Source organism: Streptomyces sp. NPDC047108, assembly GCF_040643575.1.
Taxonomy (GTDB): Bacteria; Actinomycetota; Actinomycetes; order Streptomycetales; family Streptomycetaceae; genus Streptomyces.
Window position 1 is genome coordinate 27,175 of record NZ_JBEYUP010000008.1, and the last position, 20,339, is coordinate 47,513.

At 71.7% G+C, this 20,339-nt stretch carries 18 protein-coding genes; 9 read left to right on the forward strand and 9 right to left on the reverse strand.

All coding sequences use genetic code 11. The features are described 5' to 3' along the window. Positions 1 to 110: 110 nt before the first annotated feature. Positions 111 to 740: a hypothetical protein gene (locus ABZ822_RS18015; protein WP_360854320.1), complete on the reverse strand. Its 630-nt coding sequence runs from the start codon at positions 738 to 740 to the stop codon at positions 111 to 113. Positions 741 to 925: 185 nt separating this feature from the next. Between ABZ822_RS18015 and ABZ822_RS18020 the strand changes: the two genes are divergently transcribed. The 5 genes from ABZ822_RS18020 to ABZ822_RS18040 all read left to right on the forward strand — a co-directional run bounded on the left by ABZ822_RS18020 (position 926) and on the right by ABZ822_RS18040 (position 6,447). Further along, positions 926 to 2,338, forward strand: coding sequence for a peptidase C39 family protein (locus ABZ822_RS18020; RefSeq protein ID WP_360854323.1), 1,413 nt, complete (start codon positions 926 to 928; stop codon positions 2,336 to 2,338). Positions 2,339 to 2,731: 393 nt separating this feature from the next. Continuing rightward, positions 2,732 to 3,562 (forward strand): SigB/SigF/SigG family RNA polymerase sigma factor, encoded by an 831-nt coding sequence (locus tag ABZ822_RS18025; RefSeq protein ID WP_360854326.1) that lies wholly within the window; start codon positions 2,732 to 2,734, stop codon positions 3,560 to 3,562. A 77-nt stretch (positions 3,563 to 3,639) separates the two neighbouring features. Further along, positions 3,640 to 4,212 (forward strand): TetR/AcrR family transcriptional regulator, encoded by a 573-nt coding sequence (locus ABZ822_RS18030; RefSeq protein WP_360854329.1) that lies wholly within the window; start codon positions 3,640 to 3,642, stop codon positions 4,210 to 4,212. 295 nt (positions 4,213 to 4,507) lie between these two features. Further along, on the forward strand, positions 4,508 to 5,689 hold the full coding sequence (locus ABZ822_RS18035) for an acyl-CoA dehydrogenase family protein (RefSeq protein ID WP_360854332.1): 1,182 nt from the start codon (positions 4,508 to 4,510) through the stop codon (positions 5,687 to 5,689). After that, complete coding sequence (locus ABZ822_RS18040) at positions 5,689 to 6,447, forward strand: SDR family NAD(P)-dependent oxidoreductase (protein ID WP_360854335.1); 759 nt, start codon at positions 5,689 to 5,691, stop codon at positions 6,445 to 6,447. The genes ABZ822_RS18035 and ABZ822_RS18040 overlap by 1 nt, the downstream gene beginning before the upstream one ends. Positions 6,448 to 6,504: 57 nt before the next feature. On the opposite strand, the gene ABZ822_RS18045 is transcribed toward ABZ822_RS18040, so the two are convergent. From ABZ822_RS18045 to ABZ822_RS18055, 3 genes are all read right to left on the reverse strand, one after another. Further along, entirely contained in the window at positions 6,505 to 8,532 is a 2,028-nt protein-coding gene (locus tag ABZ822_RS18045) for an ABC transporter permease (protein WP_360854338.1), read from the reverse strand. Positions 8,533 to 8,624: 92 nt separating this feature from the next. Continuing rightward, positions 8,625 to 9,428: a molybdate ABC transporter substrate-binding protein gene (gene modA, locus ABZ822_RS18050; protein WP_360854341.1), complete on the reverse strand. Its 804-nt coding sequence runs from the start codon at positions 9,426 to 9,428 to the stop codon at positions 8,625 to 8,627. 148 nt (positions 9,429 to 9,576) lie between these two features. Next, a complete protein-coding gene (locus tag ABZ822_RS18055) occupies positions 9,577 to 9,972 on the reverse strand; it encodes a helix-turn-helix transcriptional regulator (protein WP_360854344.1) in 396 nt (131 codons plus the stop codon). A gap of 216 nt (positions 9,973 to 10,188) precedes the next feature. Between ABZ822_RS18055 and ABZ822_RS18060 the strand changes: the two genes are divergently transcribed. Together ABZ822_RS18060 and gdhA are read left to right on the forward strand one after the other, a co-directional pair. Further along, on the forward strand, positions 10,189 to 10,611 hold the full coding sequence (locus tag ABZ822_RS18060) for a TOBE domain-containing protein (protein WP_360854347.1): 423 nt from the start codon (positions 10,189 to 10,191) through the stop codon (positions 10,609 to 10,611). Between the two features lie 401 nt (positions 10,612 to 11,012). Beyond that, positions 11,013 to 12,356, forward strand: coding sequence for an NADP-specific glutamate dehydrogenase (gdhA, locus tag ABZ822_RS18065; protein ID WP_360854350.1), 1,344 nt, complete (start codon positions 11,013 to 11,015; stop codon positions 12,354 to 12,356). Between the two features lie 96 nt (positions 12,357 to 12,452). Here the strand turns inward: gdhA and ABZ822_RS18070 are convergent, their stop codons facing one another. From ABZ822_RS18070 to ABZ822_RS18080, 3 genes are all read right to left on the reverse strand, one after another. Next, positions 12,453 to 12,803, reverse strand: a complete 351-nt coding sequence (locus tag ABZ822_RS18070; RefSeq protein ID WP_360854353.1) for a PRC-barrel domain containing protein — start codon at positions 12,801 to 12,803, stop codon at positions 12,453 to 12,455. Between the two features lie 407 nt (positions 12,804 to 13,210). Next, entirely contained in the window at positions 13,211 to 14,332 is a 1,122-nt protein-coding gene (locus tag ABZ822_RS18075; RefSeq protein ID WP_360854356.1) for a sulfite oxidase, read from the reverse strand. A gap of 172 nt (positions 14,333 to 14,504) precedes the next feature. Beyond that, positions 14,505 to 15,260, reverse strand: a complete 756-nt coding sequence (locus tag ABZ822_RS18080) for an SRPBCC domain-containing protein (RefSeq protein ID WP_360854359.1) — start codon at positions 15,258 to 15,260, stop codon at positions 14,505 to 14,507. 239 nt (positions 15,261 to 15,499) lie between these two features. On the opposite strand from ABZ822_RS18080, the gene ABZ822_RS18085 reads away from it, so the two are divergent. Then, on the forward strand, positions 15,500 to 16,366 hold the full coding sequence (locus ABZ822_RS18085) for an SAM-dependent methyltransferase (RefSeq protein ID WP_360854362.1): 867 nt from the start codon (positions 15,500 to 15,502) through the stop codon (positions 16,364 to 16,366). Between the two features lie 78 nt (positions 16,367 to 16,444). Here the strand turns inward: ABZ822_RS18085 and ABZ822_RS18090 are convergent, their stop codons facing one another. Continuing rightward, complete coding sequence (locus ABZ822_RS18090; protein ID WP_360854365.1) at positions 16,445 to 17,269, reverse strand: SAM-dependent methyltransferase; 825 nt, start codon at positions 17,267 to 17,269, stop codon at positions 16,445 to 16,447. A 105-nt stretch (positions 17,270 to 17,374) separates the two neighbouring features. Beyond that, complete coding sequence (locus ABZ822_RS18095) at positions 17,375 to 18,154, reverse strand: DUF2071 domain-containing protein (protein ID WP_360854368.1); 780 nt, start codon at positions 18,152 to 18,154, stop codon at positions 17,375 to 17,377. Between the two features lie 291 nt (positions 18,155 to 18,445). Here ABZ822_RS18095 and ABZ822_RS18100 point away from each other — a divergent pair, with 291 nt between their 5' ends. Continuing rightward, on the forward strand, positions 18,446 to 20,335 hold the full coding sequence (locus ABZ822_RS18100) for a penicillin-binding transpeptidase domain-containing protein (protein WP_360854371.1): 1,890 nt from the start codon (positions 18,446 to 18,448) through the stop codon (positions 20,333 to 20,335). The last annotated feature ends 4 nt before the right edge of the window (positions 20,336 to 20,339 follow it).

The following is a 20,339-nucleotide window of genomic DNA, read 5'->3' on the forward strand; positions in this document are numbered from 1 at the left end:
CTGTACGGCCGCCAGGTCAAGCCGAGTTGAGTCGCTCGCGGGGTGTCCCGGACACCTGTCCGGAAGGCTGTGTACGGGAGTTGTTCACTGTCCGTGAAGGGTTGGGTTGTTCATGCGGTCGCAGCAGGACCCGGGAGCACCACGTACCCCTCGAACCCCTGCCGTACCAGGACATCGGCGTACGGGCGCGAGGGATCCGCGGCGAAATGCTTCCGTTCGGCATCGGTCCAGGCGTCCCAGAATCCGGAGAGGCCCGGGCCGTCGCGACGCCGTCCCCGCTTCCACGCCAGGTGCTCCGGCACCTCCAGCCACAGCAGGCGGGCGAGGTGGGGTCGCAGGGCGCACCGGCCGCTGCCCACGCCCTCGACGATGACGAGCGGCGCGGGCGGCAACTCCTCGCGCCGGGTGAAGCCGCGCCGGACCCAGTCGTAGACGCCGTAGCGGGCGGTGCGGCCGTGGGCGAGCGGGGTGAGGACCTGGTCGTTGAACCGGTCGGTCCAGTCGAACATCTCGTCGTGCGTGGCCAGGTCGTCCAGGTGCAGCACGGGTGCGCCGCCGGTGGCCGCGGACAGATGCCCGGCGAGGGTGCTCTTGCCGGAGCCCGCATGTCCGTCGACCGCCACGAGCCGCACCGGACCGCACGACGGCTCCAGTGCGCGCAGGGCGTCGGCGAGCGCGCCGAGCCCGGCGGGGCGGGCCGGGAGAGGGCGCCGGTCGGATGCGGGTTGCGGCTGGTCCACGCGCTTCACCCTACGATTCCGGCGCCCGCCGCGGCGGTGCGAGCCCCTGGTCACGCCAGTGGTCTCGACCAATATTGGTGCCGTGACACCCGGAGAGTCTCTGGCAGAAGCACCGGAGGACCGGAGATAGTTGAGCATCTGTCGTGCACCTGTCCCACTTGAAGACGACTGGGGGACCTTCCGTCATGACCAGACCCACCCCACGGCGCACCCTGTTGTCCGCCGCCCTGGCGGCGGCAGCGGCGGGCACCCTGTCCGCGTCGTCGGCGCACGCCGCCCCCGCGGCCGCGTCCGGCTCCGCGGCGGACGCCTCCACCGGGGCCTCCGGAGCAGCCCGAAGTCCTCGACCGGGAAAGGGCGTCGCTCGCGTGGACTACCGAGGCTGGACCACGTATGCCGACTGGCGCTGCGGCACCGACCGCGGCACCCGCGCCGAGGACGGCCCCCGTCCCGGCCTGATCATCGCGAAGCCGGCCGGGCGCACCGACTACACCGACCCGCACACGGAGAAGAAGAGCACCTGGGAGTACGCGACCTGGACCTCCCCGGTCCACGAGCCCCAGGTGCCCGCGAGCGAACTCGTCGCCTCCTGGAACGCCCGCACCCCGAGCGGCACCTGGCTGCAGGTCGAACTGCTCGGCACCTACACCGACGGCAAGAAGACACCGGTCTATGTGCTCGGCCGCTGGGCTGCCGGTGACCGCGAGATCAAGCGCACCTCCGTCGACGACCAGACCGACGGCAAGAGCACGGTGTGGACCGACACGTTCTCGATGGACGACACGTCCAAACCGCTGCGCCTGGCCTCGTACCGGCTGCGGCTGACCCTGTACCGCAAGCCGGGCACCGACCTGACGCCGATGGTGTGGCGCGTGGGCGCCATGGCCTCCGACGTCCCGGACCGCTTCGAGGTGCCCGCGTCGAAGCCGGGGGAGGCGGCGGGGCGCGAGCTGAAGGTGCCGCGCTACTCGCAGAACATCCACAAGGGCCAGTACCCGGAGTACGACAACGGCGGCGAGGCGTGGTGCAGTCCCACGTCCTCCCAGATGATCGTCGAGTACTGGGGCCGCAAGCCCACGAAGGCGGACCTGGCGTGGGTCAACAAGGACTACGCCGACCCTCAGGTGTGCCACGCGGCTCGCTACACGTACGACTACCAGTACGAGGGCTGCGGGAACTGGCCGTTCAACGCCGCCTACGCCTCCACGTACAAGGACATGCAGGGCGTCGTCACCCGGCTCGGGTCCCTGAACGACCTCGAGCGGCTGATCGCCGCGGGAATTCCGGTCATAACGTCCCAGTCCTTCATCGAGTCCGAACTCGACGGGGCGGGCTACGGCACGGCGGGCCATCTGATGTGCGTCGTCGGCTTCACGAAGAGCGGTGACGTCGTGGCCAACGACCCGGCGAGCGACAGCAACGCCGAGGTCCGCAACGTCTACAAGCGGCGGCAGTTCGAGAACATCTGGCTGAGGACGAAGCGGAAGGACGCCGAGGGCAAGGTCAAGAGCGGCACGGGAGGCGTCGCGTACCTGTACTGGCCGGCCCGTTCCACCGCGGTCCAGAAGCGGGCGCTGGCCGCGCTCGGCATTCACTGATCCGACCGCCTCCGCACCCCGTGTGACGGCGCGGCGACAGGGCCCCGGACCGCTTCGGCGGCCGGGGCTCCGCCGTGCCCGGGGCCCGATGGGCGGCCGGATGCCCGTGCGGGGTCGACTGCTCGGCGGATCAGGCGACTTGAGCCCGGACCGGCCCGGAGCGCGGTCGTGCGCAGACGTGTCCGCGGCGTCCTCGGCGGCCGTTTCCGCGCGGTCCCGGAATCGGTTCAGAACTCTTGCCGTTCGTCTGTTTGGTCGTGTCCGTCAGGGGCAGGCGCCCCATCGTGCTTCGGACCGCAGGCACTCCCGTGGGAGCGGTGTGTCTGCTGGGGCGTCCCCTGTGCGGTCCTTCGAGCTCCTGCGGTGATCCGGACGCCGCAATGGAGTTCCCTGATGACGACCGTACGTGCACAGTCCGCCGCACCCCCCAACGCCCGGCGCCGTACTGCGAAGCACCCGCATGACGACGCCCCCGACACCACCGCCGAGTTCGAGGAGATCTCGCATCTCCCGGACGGCCCGCAGAAGGAAGCGTTGCGACAGCAGGTCGTGCAGGCGTGGATACCCATGGCCGAGCGTCTGGCCCGGCAGTTCCGCAATCGCGGCGAATCCCTGGAGGATCTTCAGCAGGTCGCCGCTCTCGGTCTGGTGAAGGCCGTGATCCGCTACGACCCGGAGCGTGGCTCGGCGTTCGAGAGCTTCGCCGTCCCGACCGTGGTGGGCGAGGTGAAGCGGCACTTCCGCGACCACATGTGGGGCCTGCACGTGCCGCGCCGGGTCCAGGAGCTGCGCAACCGCGTACGGACCGCCCACCGCGAGCTGTCCCACTCCCTCGACGAACGCGGACCCAGCGTCGGGGAACTGGCCGAGCACACGGGACTGACCGAGGACGAGGTCCGAACGGGGCTGGAGGCGCTCGACAGCTACGCCACGCTCTCGCTCGACGCGCAGGCGTCCGCCTCCGCCGACGACGGCTTCGCGCTGGTGGACGTCCTCAGCGACGAGGAGTCCGGCTACGACCGGATCGTGGACCGTGAATCGCTCAAGCCGCAGCTCGCGCTGCTGCCCGAGCGGGAACGGCAGATCCTCTACATGCGGTTCTTCCACGACATGACGCAGAGCCGGATCGCCGACGAGCTCGGCATCTCGCAGATGCACGTCTCCCGCATCATCAGCCGCACCTGTGACGCGCTCTGCCGTCAGGTGATGGCGGACGCCAACTGACGGGGCCGGACCACCCGGGCTCCCGGCCGGAACCACACACCGTGGTTGCGGCCGGGGGCGCCGGTTACTCTGAGCCCATGCCGCCCGGACGCCGTACAGCCCGCCAGACCGACCTCCTGGAGCGGCTGGTCGCGCTGCTGGCGGCGGAGGGGTTCGCCTCGTTCACGCTCGACGACCTGGCCGAGCGGCTGCGCTGCTCCAAGACCACGCTCTACCAGCTCGCCGGGAGCAAGCAGTCACTCGTCCAGGAAGCGGTGAAGCACTATTTCCGCACGGCCGCAGAGGCCGTCGAGAAGCGGGTGGCCGACACCTCGGAGCCCTCGGAGCGGGTGGTCACCTATCTGAACGCGGTGGCCGAGCGGCTCCGCCCGCTGTCGCGGCAGTTCCTGGACGACATGGCCGCCTTCGAGCCCGCGCGTGAGGTGTACGAGGCCAACACGCGCCTGGCGGCCGAGCGGGTCCGGCAGTTGATCACCGAGGGCGTCGCCGTCGGGGCCTTCCGCGACGTGCACGCCGCGTTCGTGGGCGAGGTCGTGGCCGCCACGATGCAGGAGATCCAGCGGGGCGAGGTGGCGGCCCGTACGGGGCTGAGCGACTCGGCCGCCTACGCGGAGCTGGCCTCGCTCATCGTCCATGCCGTCTCCTCCTGAGCGGCGAGCCGTCGCCGTCGTCTCCTCCTGAGCGGCGAGCGGCCGACCGTCCACGCTCTTTTCCGCCGACCACCCGATCGGCCCACGCCGTCGCCTCCTGACCTGCCGGCACCTCCTCCGCGTACCGGTGCGCGGCCGATCCCGCCCCATCTGTCCGATCAGTGCTGTTCCTGCAGGTCACAGCCGTACGCATCAAGCTGTCGTGGCCGATGTCACCGGGTGTCGGCAGCGCCGTCGGCGTACCAGGACTGATACTGTCGTACGCACCCCAGTATCATTTTCGTGGAGGGTCCGGATGCCTGCCAGCCGCACGGTGCCCACTCAGGAAGCCGCTGATCTCATCTCCCTCACCCGCGAACTCGCGGAGAAGGAGCTGCTGCCCCGCGTCGCCCGGGCCGAGGCCGACGAGGAGTTCCCGCGCGACGTCTTCCGCACGCTCGGCCGTGCCGGGCTGCTCGGGCTCCCGTATCCGGAGAGCCACGGCGGCGGCGAGCAGCCGTACGAGGTCTATCTGCAGGTGCTCGAGGAGATCGCGTCCGTCTGGGCCAGCGTCGCCGTCGGCATCTCCGTCCACGCCCTCTCCTGCTTCGGCCTCGCCACCTTCGGCACCGAGGAGCAGAAGGCCGCATGGCTGCCCGACATGCTCGGCGGCGAACTCCTGGGCGCCTACTGCCTGTCCGAGCCGCACGCCGGGTCCGACGCGACCGCCATGCGGACCCGCGCCGTCCGGGACGGCGACGCCTATGTCCTCAACGGCGCCAAGGCCTGGACCACCCACGGCGGGCACGCCGACTTCTACAAGGTCATGGCCCGCACCTCCGACGACCGCAACCACGGCATCTCCTGCTTCCTCGTCCCCGCGGACACCCCCGGCCTCAGCGCCGACCCGCCCGAGCGCAAGATGGGCCTCACCGGATCCGCGACCGCCACCGTCCGGCTCGACGACGTACGGGTCCCGGCCGATCGCCTCCTCGGCGAGGAGGGGCAGGGCCTGCAGATCGCGCTCGCGGGGCTGGACGCGGGCCGTCTCGGCATCGCGTCGGTCGCCACGGGCCTCGCCCAGGGCGCCCTGGACCACGCCGTCCGCTACGCCCGCGAGCGCGAGACCTTCGGCAAGCCGATCATCGAGCACCAGGGGCTCGGCTTCGTCCTGGCCGACATGGCCGCCGCGGTCGAGTCGGCGCGGGCCACCACCCTCGCCGCCGCCCGCCTGAAGGACCGGAAGCTGCCTTTCGGACGCGAGGCGTCCATGGCGAAACTGGTGGCCACCGACAACGCCATGCGGGTCACCACGGATGCCGTTCAGGTGCTCGGAGGGTATGGATACACCCGTGACTTCCCGGTGGAGCGCTACATGCGCGAGGCCAAGGTCATGCAGATCTTCGAGGGTACGAACCAGATCCAGCGCATGGTGATCAGCCGCGCGCTGACCAAGGACACTCAGGGCGTCATCGCCGTACAGGGCAAGGAGTACTGATGCAGCTCGACAACACCGCCGCGATCGTCACAGGCGGGGCCTCCGGGCTCGGCGGCGCGACCGCGCAGGCCCTGGCGAAGCAGGGAGCGGCGGTCTTCGTCCTCGACCTCCCGGCGAGCATCGAGAAGGCCCCGGACGTCGACAACGTGACGTACATCGGGACCGATGTCACCGACGGCGAGCAGGTCCGGGCCGCCGTGGAGACCGCGGCGTCGAGCGGCGCCCCGCTGCGCACGGTGGTCAACTGCGCCGGGATCGGCCCCTCCATGCGCATCCTCGGCAAGAAGGGCGTGCACGACCTCGACTTCTACGCCAAGGTCGTCCAGGTCAACCTGATCGGCTCGTTCAACGTCCTGGCGGTCGCCTCCGAGGCCATCGCGCAGACCGAGGCCGACGAGCACGGGCAGCGCGGCGTCATCATCAACACCGCGTCCATCGCCGCCTTCGACGGCCAGGTGGGCCAGGCCGCGTACGCCTCCTCCAAGGGCGGCATCGTCGGCCTGACGCTGCCCGCCGCACGTGACCTCGCGCAGTACGGCATCCGCGTGTGCACCATCGCCCCCGGCATCGTCGAGACCCCGATGCTCGCGACCGTCTCGGACGAGTTCCGGGCCGGGCTCGCCGCCGGCATCCCGTTCCCGCAGCGCCTCGGCCGCCCCGAGGAGTACGCCCAGCTCGCCCTGTCGATCATCGCCCACGACTATCTCAACGGCGAGACGATCCGCATGGACGGCGCCCTGCGCATGGCGCCCCGCTAGGTCGTAACACGGCCTGGCCGCGCCGCGGCATCCTCCGCGGAGGTCGCGTTCGCCCGCTCACAGCGGCACGAGCGCGACCTCCGTCGCTTTGACGCTCGTGAACACCGGTGCGCCGTCGGCCAGTCGGAGCTCGGCGGCCGCCGCCGGAGTGATCTCGGCGACGAGGTCGGGTGCCTCGTCGGAGGTCACCAGCACGCGCAGACGGCTGCCGACGGCGGTGATCTCGCGCACCGTGCCGGGCCAGACGTTCCGCGGGCTGCCGCTGGGCCGCTCACGGTGCAGCGCGACCGCCTCCGGGGCGATGACCGCGAGCGCTTCCGCCCCCGGGGCCACCGGCTCGGCCGCCACGATGCCCGCGCCGCCGGCGAGCCGCAGCCCGTCGGCCGTGGACGTCCCCGGCCAGGCGTTGCGGCCCAGCATCCGCGCCACCCACGGGGATCGGGGATGGCGGGTGACCTCCAGCGGGGGAGCGTCCTGCAGGGCACGGCCGTCCTGGAGGACGAGCACGCGTTGCGCGAGCGACACCGCCTCGACCGGATCGTGGGTGACGATCAGGCAGACGCCGCCGAACGCTTCGAGGTGACGGCGGAGCAGATGCCGTACGCGGGCGCGCGTCGACTGGTCGAGAGCGGCCAGCGGCTCGTCCAGGAGCAGCAGCCGCGGGCGGGCGGCCAGCGCGCGGGCGAGCGCGACGCGCTGGGCCTGGCCGCCGGAGAGCTGCGCGGGACGGCGGTGGGCGAGCGGGCCGACGCCGAGCCGGTCGAGCCACTGCTGCGCGGTGCGGCGGGCCTCGGCGCGCGGCACGCCACGGGTGCGCAGCCCGTACGCGGTGTTGGCGAGGGCCGACAGATGCGGGAACAGCGCCCCGTCCTGCGGCACCCACGCCACACCCCTGCGGTGCGGAGGAAGCGCGCCGACGTCGGCGTCGCCGAGGCGCAGCGTGGCGTGCGAACGGTCCGTGAGGCCGAGCAGGGCCCGCAACAGGGTCGTCTTCCCCGCGCCGTTGGGGCCCACGACCGCGATGGTCGTCCCCGGAGCGGCCTCCAGGGTCAGCCGGTTGAAGCCGGTGACCTCCGTGCACAGGGACGTGGGGGGTGTGCCCTTCTCCGGCTCCGGTACGAGGTGCGCGCCGGCCCCGTCCGGAGCCGACGCCTCGTCCGCCGGCCCGGAGCGCCCGTACACGTCGTCGCCTGGCCGCCCGTACGCATCGTGCCCGTACGCGTCGTCGTCCCCGTCCGGGCGCTCGTGCGCAGCCGCGGGCGCGGGGAGGGCCGTCGCGCCGGTCCAGCGCCCGCGCAGCGCGACCAGGACGGCCATGGCGACCACGAGCAGCAGCAGCGAGACGGACGTGGCCGCCTCCGGCCGGTCCTGGAGCAGCAGATAGACCTGGAGTGGGAGGGTCTGCGTCGTGCCGGGGAGATTGCCGGCGAACGTGATCGTCGCCCCGAACTCGCCGAGCGCCCGCGCCCAGGTCAGCGCGGCCCCCGCGGCCAGCCCCGGGGCGACCATCGGCAGAGTGACGGTGACGAAGACCCGTATCGGTGAGGCGCCGAGCGAGGCGGCCGTCTCCTCGTACCGGCGGCTCAGCCCCGCGAGCGTGCCCTCCAGGCTGATGACCAGGAACGGCATCGCCACGAAGGTCGCGGCCACGACCGCGCCCGAGGTGTGGAACGGCAGGGTGACGCCGAACCAGTCCTCCAGCCACGGCCCGAGCAGCCCGCGCCGCCCGAACCCGAGCAGGAGCGCGACACCGCCGACCGTGGGCGGCAGCACCATCGGCAGCAGGACGAGCGACCTCACCACAGCCTTGCCGGGGAAGTGGACGCGCGCCAGGAGCCAGGCCAGCGGAACGCCGAGGACGAGGGAGAGCGCCAGGGCCCACACCGACACGAGCAGGGAGAGCCGGAGCGCCTGGACGGACTGCGGGCTGCCGAGGTGGTCGCCCAGCTCGCCCCAGGACGTCCGCGCCAGGATGCCGATGAGCGGCAGCAGCAGGAAGGCGATCGCGAGCAGGCCGGGGATCGCCAGGGGCAGGGGCGCGCGCGGTCGGCGCACCTGCGGGCGTACGCCGTGGCTGGATCTCATCGTGGTTCCCGGGGGCGGTGTACGGGGGGAGTGGTGATGCCCGGAGGCTGCGCGCCCCCCACAGGCGAGCAACCCCCGGGCGCGGGGCCGGGTCAGGGCTTCTGGAAGCCGGCGTCCCGGAGGATCTTCTGGGCCCCGGGCGTGGACAGCCAGGCCACGAAGGCGTCCGCGGCTTTCGTGTGCTCCGACTGCTTCAGCGTGGCCGCCGGGTACGCGGCCACGGCGTTCTGGTCGTCCGGGATCGTCACCGCGTCGACCTTGCCGGTCGCGGTGGCCGCGTCGGTCCTGTAGACGAGCCCCGCGTCGGCCTCGCCGAGTTCGACCTTGCTGAGGACGGCACGGACGTTCGGCTCCTGCGAGACCGGCTTCACCGTGATCTTCTGCGCGTCCAGGATCTGCCGGCTGTAGCGCCCGACGGGGACCTCGGGCGCGGCGAGGACGACCTTGAGCTTCGGGTCGGCGAGGTCCTTCAGGTCGTCGATCTTCTCGGGGTTGCCCTCGCCGGTGGCGATCACCAGGCGGTTCCTGGCGATGACCGTGGGCTTCCCGGTCTCGCCCTTCAGCCCGTCCATGGTCTTGGTGTCGGCCGTGACCAGGGCGTCGGCGGGGGCGCCCTGCTTCACCTGGGCGGCCAGCTCCTGCGAGCCCGCGAACGAGAACGTGATCTTGGTGCCCGGGTGCCGCTTCTCGTAGGTGTCCGCGGCCTTCTCGAACACGTCGGTGAGCGACGACGCGGCCAGCACCGTCAGGTCGGCCGCGGGCGGGGACGTGCCGTCGCCGGCCCCGGAACCGGTGTCCTTCTGTGCGTCGCCGCTGCCGCAGGCGGTGAGCGGCAGGGCGAGCGCGGCGGCGAGGACGGTGGCGGCGGCGCGGTGCCGGGTGACGACGAGGGGCATGGGACGTGCCTCCTGGGTGAGGTGTCGCGGGCCGGCGGCAGCCGGGGCGAGGGACGAAGCCGGGGACGGGGTGGGACAGGGACGCAGGACGGGCCGGGTGCGTGCGGCGTCGTCGCCGCTGCCCGGGACGCCCGGACGTGACCCGGGCTCAGGCGCGGTCGATGTGCACGCTGGTGGACTTCACACGGGCGGTGGCCTGCATGCCGACCTCCAGCCCCAGCTCCTCGACGGCCTCCCGGGTCAGCAGCGAGACCAGCCGGTGCGGTCCTGCCTGGATCTCGACCTGGGCCGCGACGTCGCCGAGTTTGACCGCGGTGACGATGCCGGGGAACGCGTTGCGGACCGAGGTGTACGAGAACTCCTCCTCGCCGGTGCCGCCCTGCGCGAGTTCGATCGAGAACGCGGCCAGATCGCGGCCGTCGATGAGGCGGCGCCCGCTGTCGTCGCGATGGGTGGCGACGCGGCCTGCGTCGGCCCAGCGGCGCGCGGTGTCGGGGCTGACACCGAGGAGACGGGCCGCCTGGCCGATGGTGTAGGACTGCATATGCGCCACCGTAGAGCGGGGAGACTCGCATCTGCAATGAGTCACGGCGATTCTTGTAGCAATTGCGAGCCCGCTTGGAGGAACGGCCGAGCGGGGCGCGGTCGGCCGGTGCGGGGGTCGGGCCGCCCGCGGGCCGTGGTGGCGTCCGATCCGTGACGGGAATGCGAAGATCTCGGGTGAAATGTGACATGCACTGAGAAGATGGGGCGTTCCACGATGGGTTTGAGCATCCGCAATCAGATGGCCGGCACCGTCGTCTCCGTGACCTCGGGGGAGGCCATGGCCGTCGTCAAGGTCCGCCTCGCAGGAGGGCGGGACATCACGGCGGCGATCACCGTCGAGGCGGTACGGGACCTGGGCATCGCGGACGGCTCCTCCGTGCAGGCGCTCGTGAAGTCGACCGAAGTCGCCCTCGCCACCGGGCCCGTCCCCGGCATCAGCATCCGCAACCAGCTCCCCGGCACGGTCACCGGTGTCACCGCGGGCGGCGCCATGGCGGCGGTGAAAGTGGACGTGGAGGGCGGTGCGACGCTGACCGCCGCCATCACGCATGACGCGGTCGCCGATCTCGGCCTGACGGTGGGCAGTTCCGTTGCCGCGCTCATCAAGTCGACCGAAGTCTCCCTCGCCACGGCCTGATCGGGCCCGCGGGCCGAGTCGGTCCATGCGCTGCCCTGTGCCCACACGCGATCCGGGCACCCGCTGCTGCCCGTCGGTGGAGGCGAGGACGGTGCCCGAGACTGAGCGTTCACCTAGCCTGCCCCTGGCTATCGTCGAGATCGATCCGGGCCCCGCCGGCGCGCACGGTCCGCGCCGGCCGGTCGGAACCCGCCGTGAGGAGGCTTCGTGACCGGCCCGAACCAGGGGGGATTCTCCGCGGGTTCGCCCTGTGTCTGCGCCGGGAACCCGTCTCACGCGGTGACCGGACCGATTTCCCGAACCGGCTGATACGACGGGCCTTTCGGCGAGGCGGGAACATCGCGGTCGCGCATGCGGCAGTATCGCGCTCAGCACAACCACGAGAAAGGACCGTCACGGTGATGAGGCTCAACCCTGCCACCGAAGCGCTCTACGAGAGCGTCGTGGGGCGCAACCCCGCGGAAGCGGAGTTCCACCAGGCCGTTGCCGAGGTGCTGCAGAGCATTCAGCCCGCCCTCGACAGGCGTCCCGAACTCCGCGAGGCGGCACTCCTCGAGCGGCTCTGCGAACCCGAGCGCCAGGTCATGTTCCGGGTCGTGTGGACCGACGACAGCGGCAGGGCGCACGTCAACCGCGGTTTCCGGGTGGGATTCAGCTCCGCTCTCGGGCCGTACAAGGGAGGGCTGCGCTTCCACCCGAGCGTCAACCTCGGAGTCGTCAAATTCCTGGCATTCGAGCAGATTTTCAAGAATGCGCTCACGGGGCTCGGTATCGGGGCGGGAAAGGGCGGATCGGACTTCAACCCCGCCGGGCGCTCGGACGGCGAAGTCATGCGCTTCTGCCAGGCGTACATGACCGAACTGCACCGGCACATCGGCCCGCAGACCGATGTGCCCGCCGGGGACATCGGCGTCGGCTCGCGTGAGATCGGCTATCTGTTCGGCCAGTACAAGCGCCTCACCAACCGTTTCGACGCCGGCACGCTCACCGGCAAGGACCTGCTCATCGGCGGCAGCCTCGTCCGCCCCGAGGCCACCGGTTTCGGCACCGTCTACTTCCTCGACGCGATGCTCGCCGCCCGCGGCCACTCGCTGGAGGGCAGGACCGCCGTCCTGTCCGGCTCCGGCAATGTCGCTTACCACGCCATCGCCAAACTGCATGAGTTGGGCGCCACGGCCGTCGCCTGCTCCGACTCCAGCGGTTACGTCCACGACCCCGAGGGACTCCGCCTCGACGTGCTGCACGAGGTGAAGACCGTGCAGCGCCGCAAGCTCGACGCGTACGCGGAGCAGGTGCCGTCGGCGACGTTCGTGCGCGGCAGGGTTCCGTGGGACGTTCCCTGCGACATCGCCCTCCCCGCCGCCACCCAGAACGAACTGGGGGAGTCCGACGCGATCTCGCTCACCAAGAACGGGCTGCTGGCCGTGGCCGAAGGGGCCAACATGCCCTGCACCCCGGAGGCCATCCGCATCTTCCAGGAAGCCGATGTCGCGTTCGCGCCGGGCAAGGCCGCCAACGCGGGCGGAGTCGCCACCTCCGCACTGGAGATGCAGCAGAACGCCTCCCGGGACCGCTGGTCGTTCGCCGAGACCGACAAGCGCCTGGGCGAGACGATGCGCGCCATTCACGACACGTGCCTGGCCACGGCGGAGGCGTACGAGCAGCCGGGTGACTACATCAGCGGGGCCAACATCACGGGCTTCCTGACCGTCGCCGACGCCATGACCACGCTCGGGCTGGTCTGAGGCGTCGCTCGGGCCGGCTCCGAGGTGTCCGAGGAGCGCGAGACGGCCGGGCCCGGCGGTTGACACCGCCGGGCCCGGCCGTTTGCCGGTGGCCGCTCAGCCCAGGAACGGCCCGTAGTACAGGCCGAGTTGATCGCGGTAGCCGGTGTCCTCGGCGTGCCGGTCCTGCTCGAACTCGGGGGCGTTCTTGATCTCGTCCCTGGTGCAGGCCACGAAGATCATCTCGGACGGGATGTCGACGGTCGTGACCAGCCCGGCGGGCAGCAGGACGCGCTTGCCGAAGATCCAGGGCCCGGTGTCCACGACCAGATACGAGGACCCGACGTCGTCGGAATGCCGGTCGACCTTGCCGATGCCTCCGTCGGTCGCCTCGACCCGGTATCCGATCAGATCCGTCCCGGAACGGTGATTCGACGCCGTCGTGTAGTTCCACAGATTATCGGCCATGGTATTCCTCCCCGGGTTTCCACGGTGCGGCGAGAAGTCACCGAACCGCCGGCTCCTTGTCGCCGTCATCTTTTTCCGTGACGTCGGCTACCCGGACCGCGCCGCGCAATTCCCCGTTCATCCGGCCGGAATTGGGGAAAGGTGGTGCGGCCGGTGACGACACCGGCCGGACCACCCTTCGTTCTGCACTGGTGATGCACTCACCAGCAGATAGCGGTTCCCCCTGTGGTCGCCCACCGTAATGGGCTTTCGAACACCTCCTGGCCTCCATTCATGCGGGTGCCCGGGCAGCGCTGTTCAAACCGCCCTGAATTGCTGTTTGTTGCATCGCGTACGGGGTATCCGAGGGCCTTTCGGTAGGCCGTTCTCGTGCTCGCCGGGCGAATGCTCCCGGGAGCGTGTGGCTTTCACTCCGTATCGCGCAGGCAGAGGACGTCGACCCGCTGCACGGCGTTGTTGGCGAACCCTCCGCGGTTCCAGGGCGGGTCGACGGGCTGAACGTTCCCCTCGGCGTCGTGGGCGCGCGTGCTCAGCACATGGCGACCCGGGACGGCCGTCCAGGCGTACTCCCACCGCCGCCAGGCCCAGGGAGCGTCGTGGACGGGCGTGAGGCCGGCGGTGTCCCAGGTGCGGCAGCCGTCCGTACTGACCTCCACCGCCGTCACGGGTGCGCGGCCCGACCAGGCGCGTCCCTCCACCCGTACGGTGCCGGGCCGCACCACACGCGTCCGCGACATGAAGTCGGGGAACCCGGGCGGGACCAGAAGCGAGCGGGGCGCGATCCGTGTCACCGGCTCGCCCTCCTCGCCCGCCTCCTGCCGCAACCGGTACGCCTCGGACTGCTGGAAGCCGGTGAAAGGCGTATCCGTGACGGCGATGTCGCGCAGCCACTTCACATGCGCCATGCCGTACCAGCCGGGGACCACCAGCCGCAGGGGGTGGCCGTGCTGCGGCGGCAGTGGCTCGCCGTTCATGGCGTACGCCAGCAGCACCTCCGACTCCTTCCCGGCCGCCACGGAGAGCGGGAGGCTGCGCGCGTAGTCCTGCTCGACGCCGCGCTCGACGCCGTGATCGGCGCCGGTGAAGACCGCCTCGACCGCGCCGGGGCCGGGTACGGCGTCGGCGAGGAGCGTGCGCAGCGGCACCCCGGTCCACTCCGCGGTGCCCACGGCCTCGACCAGCCAGGGCTGGCTCACCGGCCGCGGCGCCAGCCCGGCCCTGCCGTTCCCGGCGCACTCCATCGTGACGCGCACCGTCGCCGAGGGCAGTGACCGGAGGTCGTCCATCGTGACCGTCAGCGGGCGGCGCACGTCCCCGCGCACCGTGAGCTGCCAGGACGAGGCGTCGGCGACCGGGATGTCGTAGTGGGTCAGCACGTAGTGCAGGCCGGGCGGGGTCACGTCGTAGCGCAGGGCCTCCAGCGGCAGCCCGTGGTTGCGGGCGGCCAGCGCGAGTTCCTCCGGGCCGATCCCTTCTCCGGGCCCGGCGATCCGCGCCGATGCACTGACGTCATCGAGGGGCGGCGTCATACGGCCATTGTCCGTCCGCGGCGCCGCAGGGGCAGCGGGGCGGGGGTCGGGACGGGGGAGAGGCGGGAGGCCGGTCGTGGGTGCCGGGCACCTTCGATCTCCCTGATCTCCCCTGATCTCCCCCGATCTCCTTCGGTCTCTCGCGACCGCCTCGCTGCCTGCGCCGCGGTGCTCAGCCGTACATCAGCGATCCGGGCGTCGTGAGCCGTTCGCCCGTCTCCAGCCAGGTCTTGAGGCCGGAGAGGATCATCGGCCAGCCGCCGTACAGCTCGTCGTTCGCGCCCTCGCGGAGCTGGTCGTGGGTCACGGTCAGCCGGCAGGAGTCGCCGACCGGCTCGATCTCCCAGGTGACTCTCGAGGTGCCCTCGCTCTTCACGTCGTCGCTCCAGAGCGCGACCATGCTCTGGACCAGCCGCCGCGGCGGATCGACCTCGAGGTTCTCGCCCTCGCCCAGCAGGCCCTCGGAGCCCGGGTGGGCCATCTCGAACCGGGACCCCGGCGTCCAGTCCGAGGAGACCCGGACGCCGAACTGGTACGTGCTCCGGATCGCCGGGTCGGTGATCGCCTCCCAGAGGCGCTCCGGAGTCGTGCGGATGTAGATCTCGAAAACCTTCTCCATGGGTCTCTCCAGTCTGCTCTTGAGACCGCTGAGCGCCGCCGCCCAGGGCTCGGCGTATTTGCTCACCCACCGGTCGTGGACGAGCCGTATCGGGACCGGATTGAGGAAGTGGAGCTTTTCGCGGCCGCGGCGCCGGGTGACCACGAGTCCCGCTTCTTCGAGCTGCTTCAGGTGCTTCATCACGCCGAAGCGCGTCATCGACCCGAAGCGTTCCGCGAGCGCGTTGAGGGTCTGTCCGTCCTCGCGGAACAGCTCGTCGAGCAGGTTCCGGCGGGTCGGATCGGCGAGTGCCCGGAACACGTCGTCCATGCCGCCGATGATAGGTGACCATTTGGTCACCTATCAAGGGTCTCGCGCCGCCCGGCAGGCGCGGGGGCTCGCCCGGAACCCGCGCGCGACCCGACCGGAACCCGCCCGGAACCCACCGGGAAGCTCAACACCCCTTCGCCCAGGCCGTGTTGGGGGCGGGCACTCCGAGGAAACCCGCGGACGGCAGCCCGGAACCGGCCTACGATCTGATGATCGCCCCCCACTTCCGAGGAGAGTGCATGGCAGCGCACGGATCCGGCGGCCCGGAGACGGAGAGCGGAGCCCCGGGCCCGCGTCCCCAGCGTGACCTGCGCGTGGACCGGCCGCACAGCGCCCGGATGTACGACTTCTACCTCGGCGGCAAGGACAACTACGCGGCCGACCGCGCGGCCGCCGCCAAGGTCGTCACGGTGTATCCGGGCATCATGGCGTGCGCCCGCACCAACCGGGAGTTCATGCACCGGGCGACCCGCCTCCTCGCTGGGCGCGGCATCCGCCAGTGGCTCGACATCGGTACGGGCATCCCCACGAGCCCGAACCTGCACGAGGTCGCCCAGTCCGTCGTACCGGACGCCCGCGTCGTCTACGTCGACAACGACCCGATCGTCCTCGCCCACGCCGAAGCCCTGCTGGTCAGCGCGCCCGACGGCCGCACGGAGTACATCGAGGCCGACGCCCGGGACCCCGAGGCGATCCTCTCCTCCCCTCAGCTCGCCCGGACCCTGGACCTGACCGAGCCGGTCGCGCTCAGCCTCAACGCCCTGCTGCACTTCATCCCCGACGAGCAGAACGCCTACGGGATCGTCGAGCGGCTCATGTCCGCGCTGCCGTCCGGCTCCGCGCTCGCCCTGACCCACTGCACCCCGGACTTCGACCCGCCCACCTGGGCGAAGGTCACGGAGATCTACCGCAGCGGCGGCACCCCGGCGCAGGTGCGCAACAAGGCGGAGGTGGAGACCTTCTTCACGGGGCTGGACCTGCTCGACCCCGGCGTCGAGGTGCCGCACCGCTGGCATCCGGCGGAGGGCGGTGCCGACGCGGTGGCGACGAGCGACCTGACGGACGCCGAGGTCAGCCTGTGGGCGGGCGTGGGCATCAAGCCCTGAGGCGCGACGCGCGTACCAGGCCCTCGGACGCCGCGCCGCCGCGCGCACGTCACGCCGTGACGCCCCGCCCCGCGCGGGTCAGGACGGCTTGCGTGCCACGCCCGCCCAGTAGTACGCCGCGTTGGGGTCGTCCGGGAGGTCGCCGTCCGGCCGCCAGCCCATCACCGGCACCACACCCGGCTCGACGAGTTCCCAGTCGCCGAAGAACCGCTCGACCTGGCTCCGTTCACGGGGCACCAGCGTCATGTGGCCTTGCTCCGCGGCCTTGACGACCTCGCCCATCGCCGCCGGGTCGAAGTCCTGGGTCGGGTGCGTGATGGCGACCTGACTGCCGGGCGGGAGGGCGTCGAGCAGTGTGGCCGTGCTCGCCCAGGGGTCGTCCCGGTCGTCGAGGAGCATCAGCACCGCGATGAGCAACAGCCCCACGGGCCGGTCGAGATCGAGCGCGGCGGTGAGCTCCGGGGCCCGGAGGAGTTCCTCGGGCCGCCGCAGGTCGGCCTGCACGTAGACCGTCCGGGAGGGTGTGCCCTCGGCCGCCGTCCTACGGGCGTGAGCCTGGGCGTGAGCGTTGACGATCGGGTCGTTGTCCACGCAGACGACACGGCTGTCCGGCGCGACGATCTCGGTGACCGAGTGGGTGTCGCCCGGCGCGGGGATGCCGGTGCCGATGTCGAGGAACTGGGTTGTCCCGGCCTCTTCGACCATGTGGCGCACGGCCCGTCCGAGGAACCGGCGGTTCTCCCGCGCCATGGTCCTGATGCTGGGGATCGCCTGCTCGAAGGCCTGGCCGAGCGCCCGGTCGGCGGCGAAGTTGCTGCTCCCGCCGAGCCAGTAGTCGTACATGCGGGCGGAGTGGGGCAGGCTGGTGTCGATGCTCGGCGGGGGAACCTGATCATTCGTCATGGCGCCCAATCTGCCGGATCCCGTCCCCGGCGGTCACCGGAACGCTGACGAATTCCCCCCGTGCCTCGGCGTGTTGGGGATGCCGTGTCTGAGGGTGCGCGGCTGCTAGCCCGCGGGCTCCACGGCAGCCGGTGTGCCGAACAGCGTGGGCACGCCCGGGGCGTGGAGCACACTGCACGGCGGGCCGACCGGCGCCGGAAGACCGCCCGAGACGATCAGATCCTCGTCGAGGCGGAGGACGGTGGCCCGGTGCAGCGGCCATGCGGGGTGCGCGTTCGGCAGGCGGAGGGTACGGCCGTACCAGTCGACGTGGAGGGCCCAGCGAGCGGTGAGGAACGTCTCCAGATCGGTCGGTTCGTCGAGCGGTGCGCCCACCTCGACCTGCACGTGGTACGACGCGGCCCTCTCGCCGCCGGTCCGCCGATCCTGAGTCCCCGGCCGCGCCCCGGGGATCCGACGCCGTGTCCCGGTGTACGTGATGCGGTTCCCGTCCCGGGATATCCGCATCGACGACCAGCGGTACGGCAGCCGGAATCCGGCCCGCCCCGCGAGGGCCGGCAGCAGCCGGGCCGCGTCCAGGCTCAGGAAGACCACGCCTCGCCGTCCGTGCGCGTCGACGCTGTAGAGCCGGACGTTCGTCTCCGCGAACGTGCCCAGATAGGGGAGCGCCGGGCGGCGGCCGATCGCGACGCGCTCCATGCGGAAGGGCACGAGCCCCACATACGTCCTGCCCTCGAAGAGGTCGGGGCGGGTGCCGCGGGGGAGCAGCGGGGCCACGGCGGCGGGGTCGGCGGGCCAGTGCAGAAAGGTCACATCGGTCCACCACTGCGAGGTGATCGGACGCCGGACGGTGTGCGGGGCCGTCGCGGTCACGGGTTCATCCATGGTGAGACGGACTCCGGTTCAGCTGTGGGATGTTGTCCGGCGGCCCCACCGTATCCCGGGGGGTGGTCGCTCCCCGAGCCCCGGTCCGTTCCTCCGTTCTGTCCCGGCGGGGGCCCTTCCGGCTGCCGCCCCGCATCCCTCCGACCCCTTCCGCCGGTCTCCCGGCGTCGGGTGAAATCCGGGGGAGAGCGGCGGCATACGGCGGCGCGCGGGGCACCTGTCCTCGTAGGCCGTCCCCGTCCTCCGCCCAGTCCCGGTCTCCCGCCGGCCCGACCCAGGAGAAGAGCGCTCATGCGACACCCCCGCACCGCTCCCGCCGTACGCGCCGGAGCGGCGGCCCTCGCGGTGGCCGCGATCGCGAGCCTGGCAGCCGGCTGCGACGCCGACCAGGATCCGGCCACGAAGGCTGCGGCGTCCTTCCTCGCCGCCTGGGCCGACGGCGACACGAAGAAGGCGGCCTCGTACACCGACGACCCGAGCACGGCCGAAGCCGAACTGACCCGGCTGTGGCGCGAACTCGGGCTGAAGAAGGCGCAGTTCACGCCCGGGCAGAAGAAGGACGGGAGCAAGGAGGGGACCGCGCGCGTGCCCTTCCGCGTCCGGCTCACCCTCGGCGGAGCGGGCACCTGGGCGTACGGGTCCGGTGCCGAGGTACGGAAGTCCGGCGACGAGTGGAAGGTGCACTTCGCCCCCTCGGTCCTGCACCCGGCGCTCGACGAGCCCTTCATGCGGCTGGTGCGCGAGCGCGAGCTGCCGCGCCGCGCCGGGATCCTGGCCGCCGACGGGAAGAACCTGGCGCCAGAGGGCAGCGTGTGGAACATCCGCATCTGGCCGGCCAAGCTCAGCGATCCCGACCGTGCCTACCGGGCACTGAAGAACCCCGACCTCGGCACCGAGATCGACACCGGCGCCCTGAAGTCGCGAGTGAAAGCGGCGAAGCCGGACCAGGCGGTTCCGGTGATCACTCTCCGGGACGACGTGTACCGCAAGGTGAGAGAGGACCTGCTGCCCATCCCCGGGTTCCAGTTCTACGAGCACCCGCGCGCCGTCGCCACCACGGCCCGGCCGCTGATCGGCACGGTCCAGCCCGCCACCGACCGTACGCTCACCCACGCGGGACCGTACGCCGAAGGCACCGACGAGGTGGGCACGTCAGGACTCCAGTACCGCTACCAGAGGCAGCTCGCCGGCCGCCCGTCCGTCGTCGTCCGCGCCGTCAACGAGGTGGAGGAAGCCGGGCGCCCGCTCTACCGCAGCCCCGCGAAACCCGGGAAGCCCGTCCGGACCACGATCGACCCGGACACCCAGGCGGCTGCCGAGAAGGCCCTCGCCAAGGTGAGGAAGAAGGCGGCCCTGGTGGCGCTGCGCCCGGCGAACGGCGAGATCCTGGCCGTCGCCAACACCCCCGACTCCGCGGAGAACCGGGCCTTCGGCGGCCGCTACGCCCCGGGCTCCACGTTCAAGGTCGTCACGACGGCGGCGCTGCTGCGGTCCGGGGTGAAGCCGACCAGTACGGTGCCCTGCCCGCGTACGGTCACGGCGGGCGGCCGGGCGTTCCAGAACCAGGACGAGTTCGGCCTGCCCTCGGGCACCACCTTCCGCAAGGACTTCGCGCAGTCCTGCAACACGGCGTTCATCGGACTGGCGGACCGGCTCGGGGACGGTGGACTGGCCGAGACCGCCGGGCAGTTCGGCATCGGCGGCACCTGGGACGTCGGGGCGGCGACGTTCGACGGCAGCGTGCCCGAGGCCACGACCGACGAGGAGAAGGCCGCGAGCATGATCGGCCAGGGGAGGGTGGAGGCGAGTCCCCTCGTCATGGCGTCCGTCGCGGCCACCGTACGGTCGGGCTCGTTCGCGCAGCCGGTGCTGGTGCCCGATGCGGTGAAGACCCGGCACCGGACCACGAAGGCCCTGGACCCGGCCGTCGTACGGCAGTTGAGGTCGCTGATGGGTGCCGTGGTGACCGAGGGCTCGGGCTCGGCGCTCCGCGGGATCTCCGGCCGTCCGGCCGCGAAGACCGGGACCGCGGAGTTCGGCACCAGGAACCCGCCGCGGACCCATGCCTGGATGATCGGCTACCGGGGCGATCTGGCCTTCGCCGTCCTGGTGGAGGACGGCGGCTCGGGCGGCAAGGACGCGGGGCCGGTGGCGGCGGCGTTCCTGCGGGCTCTGGACTGACGGT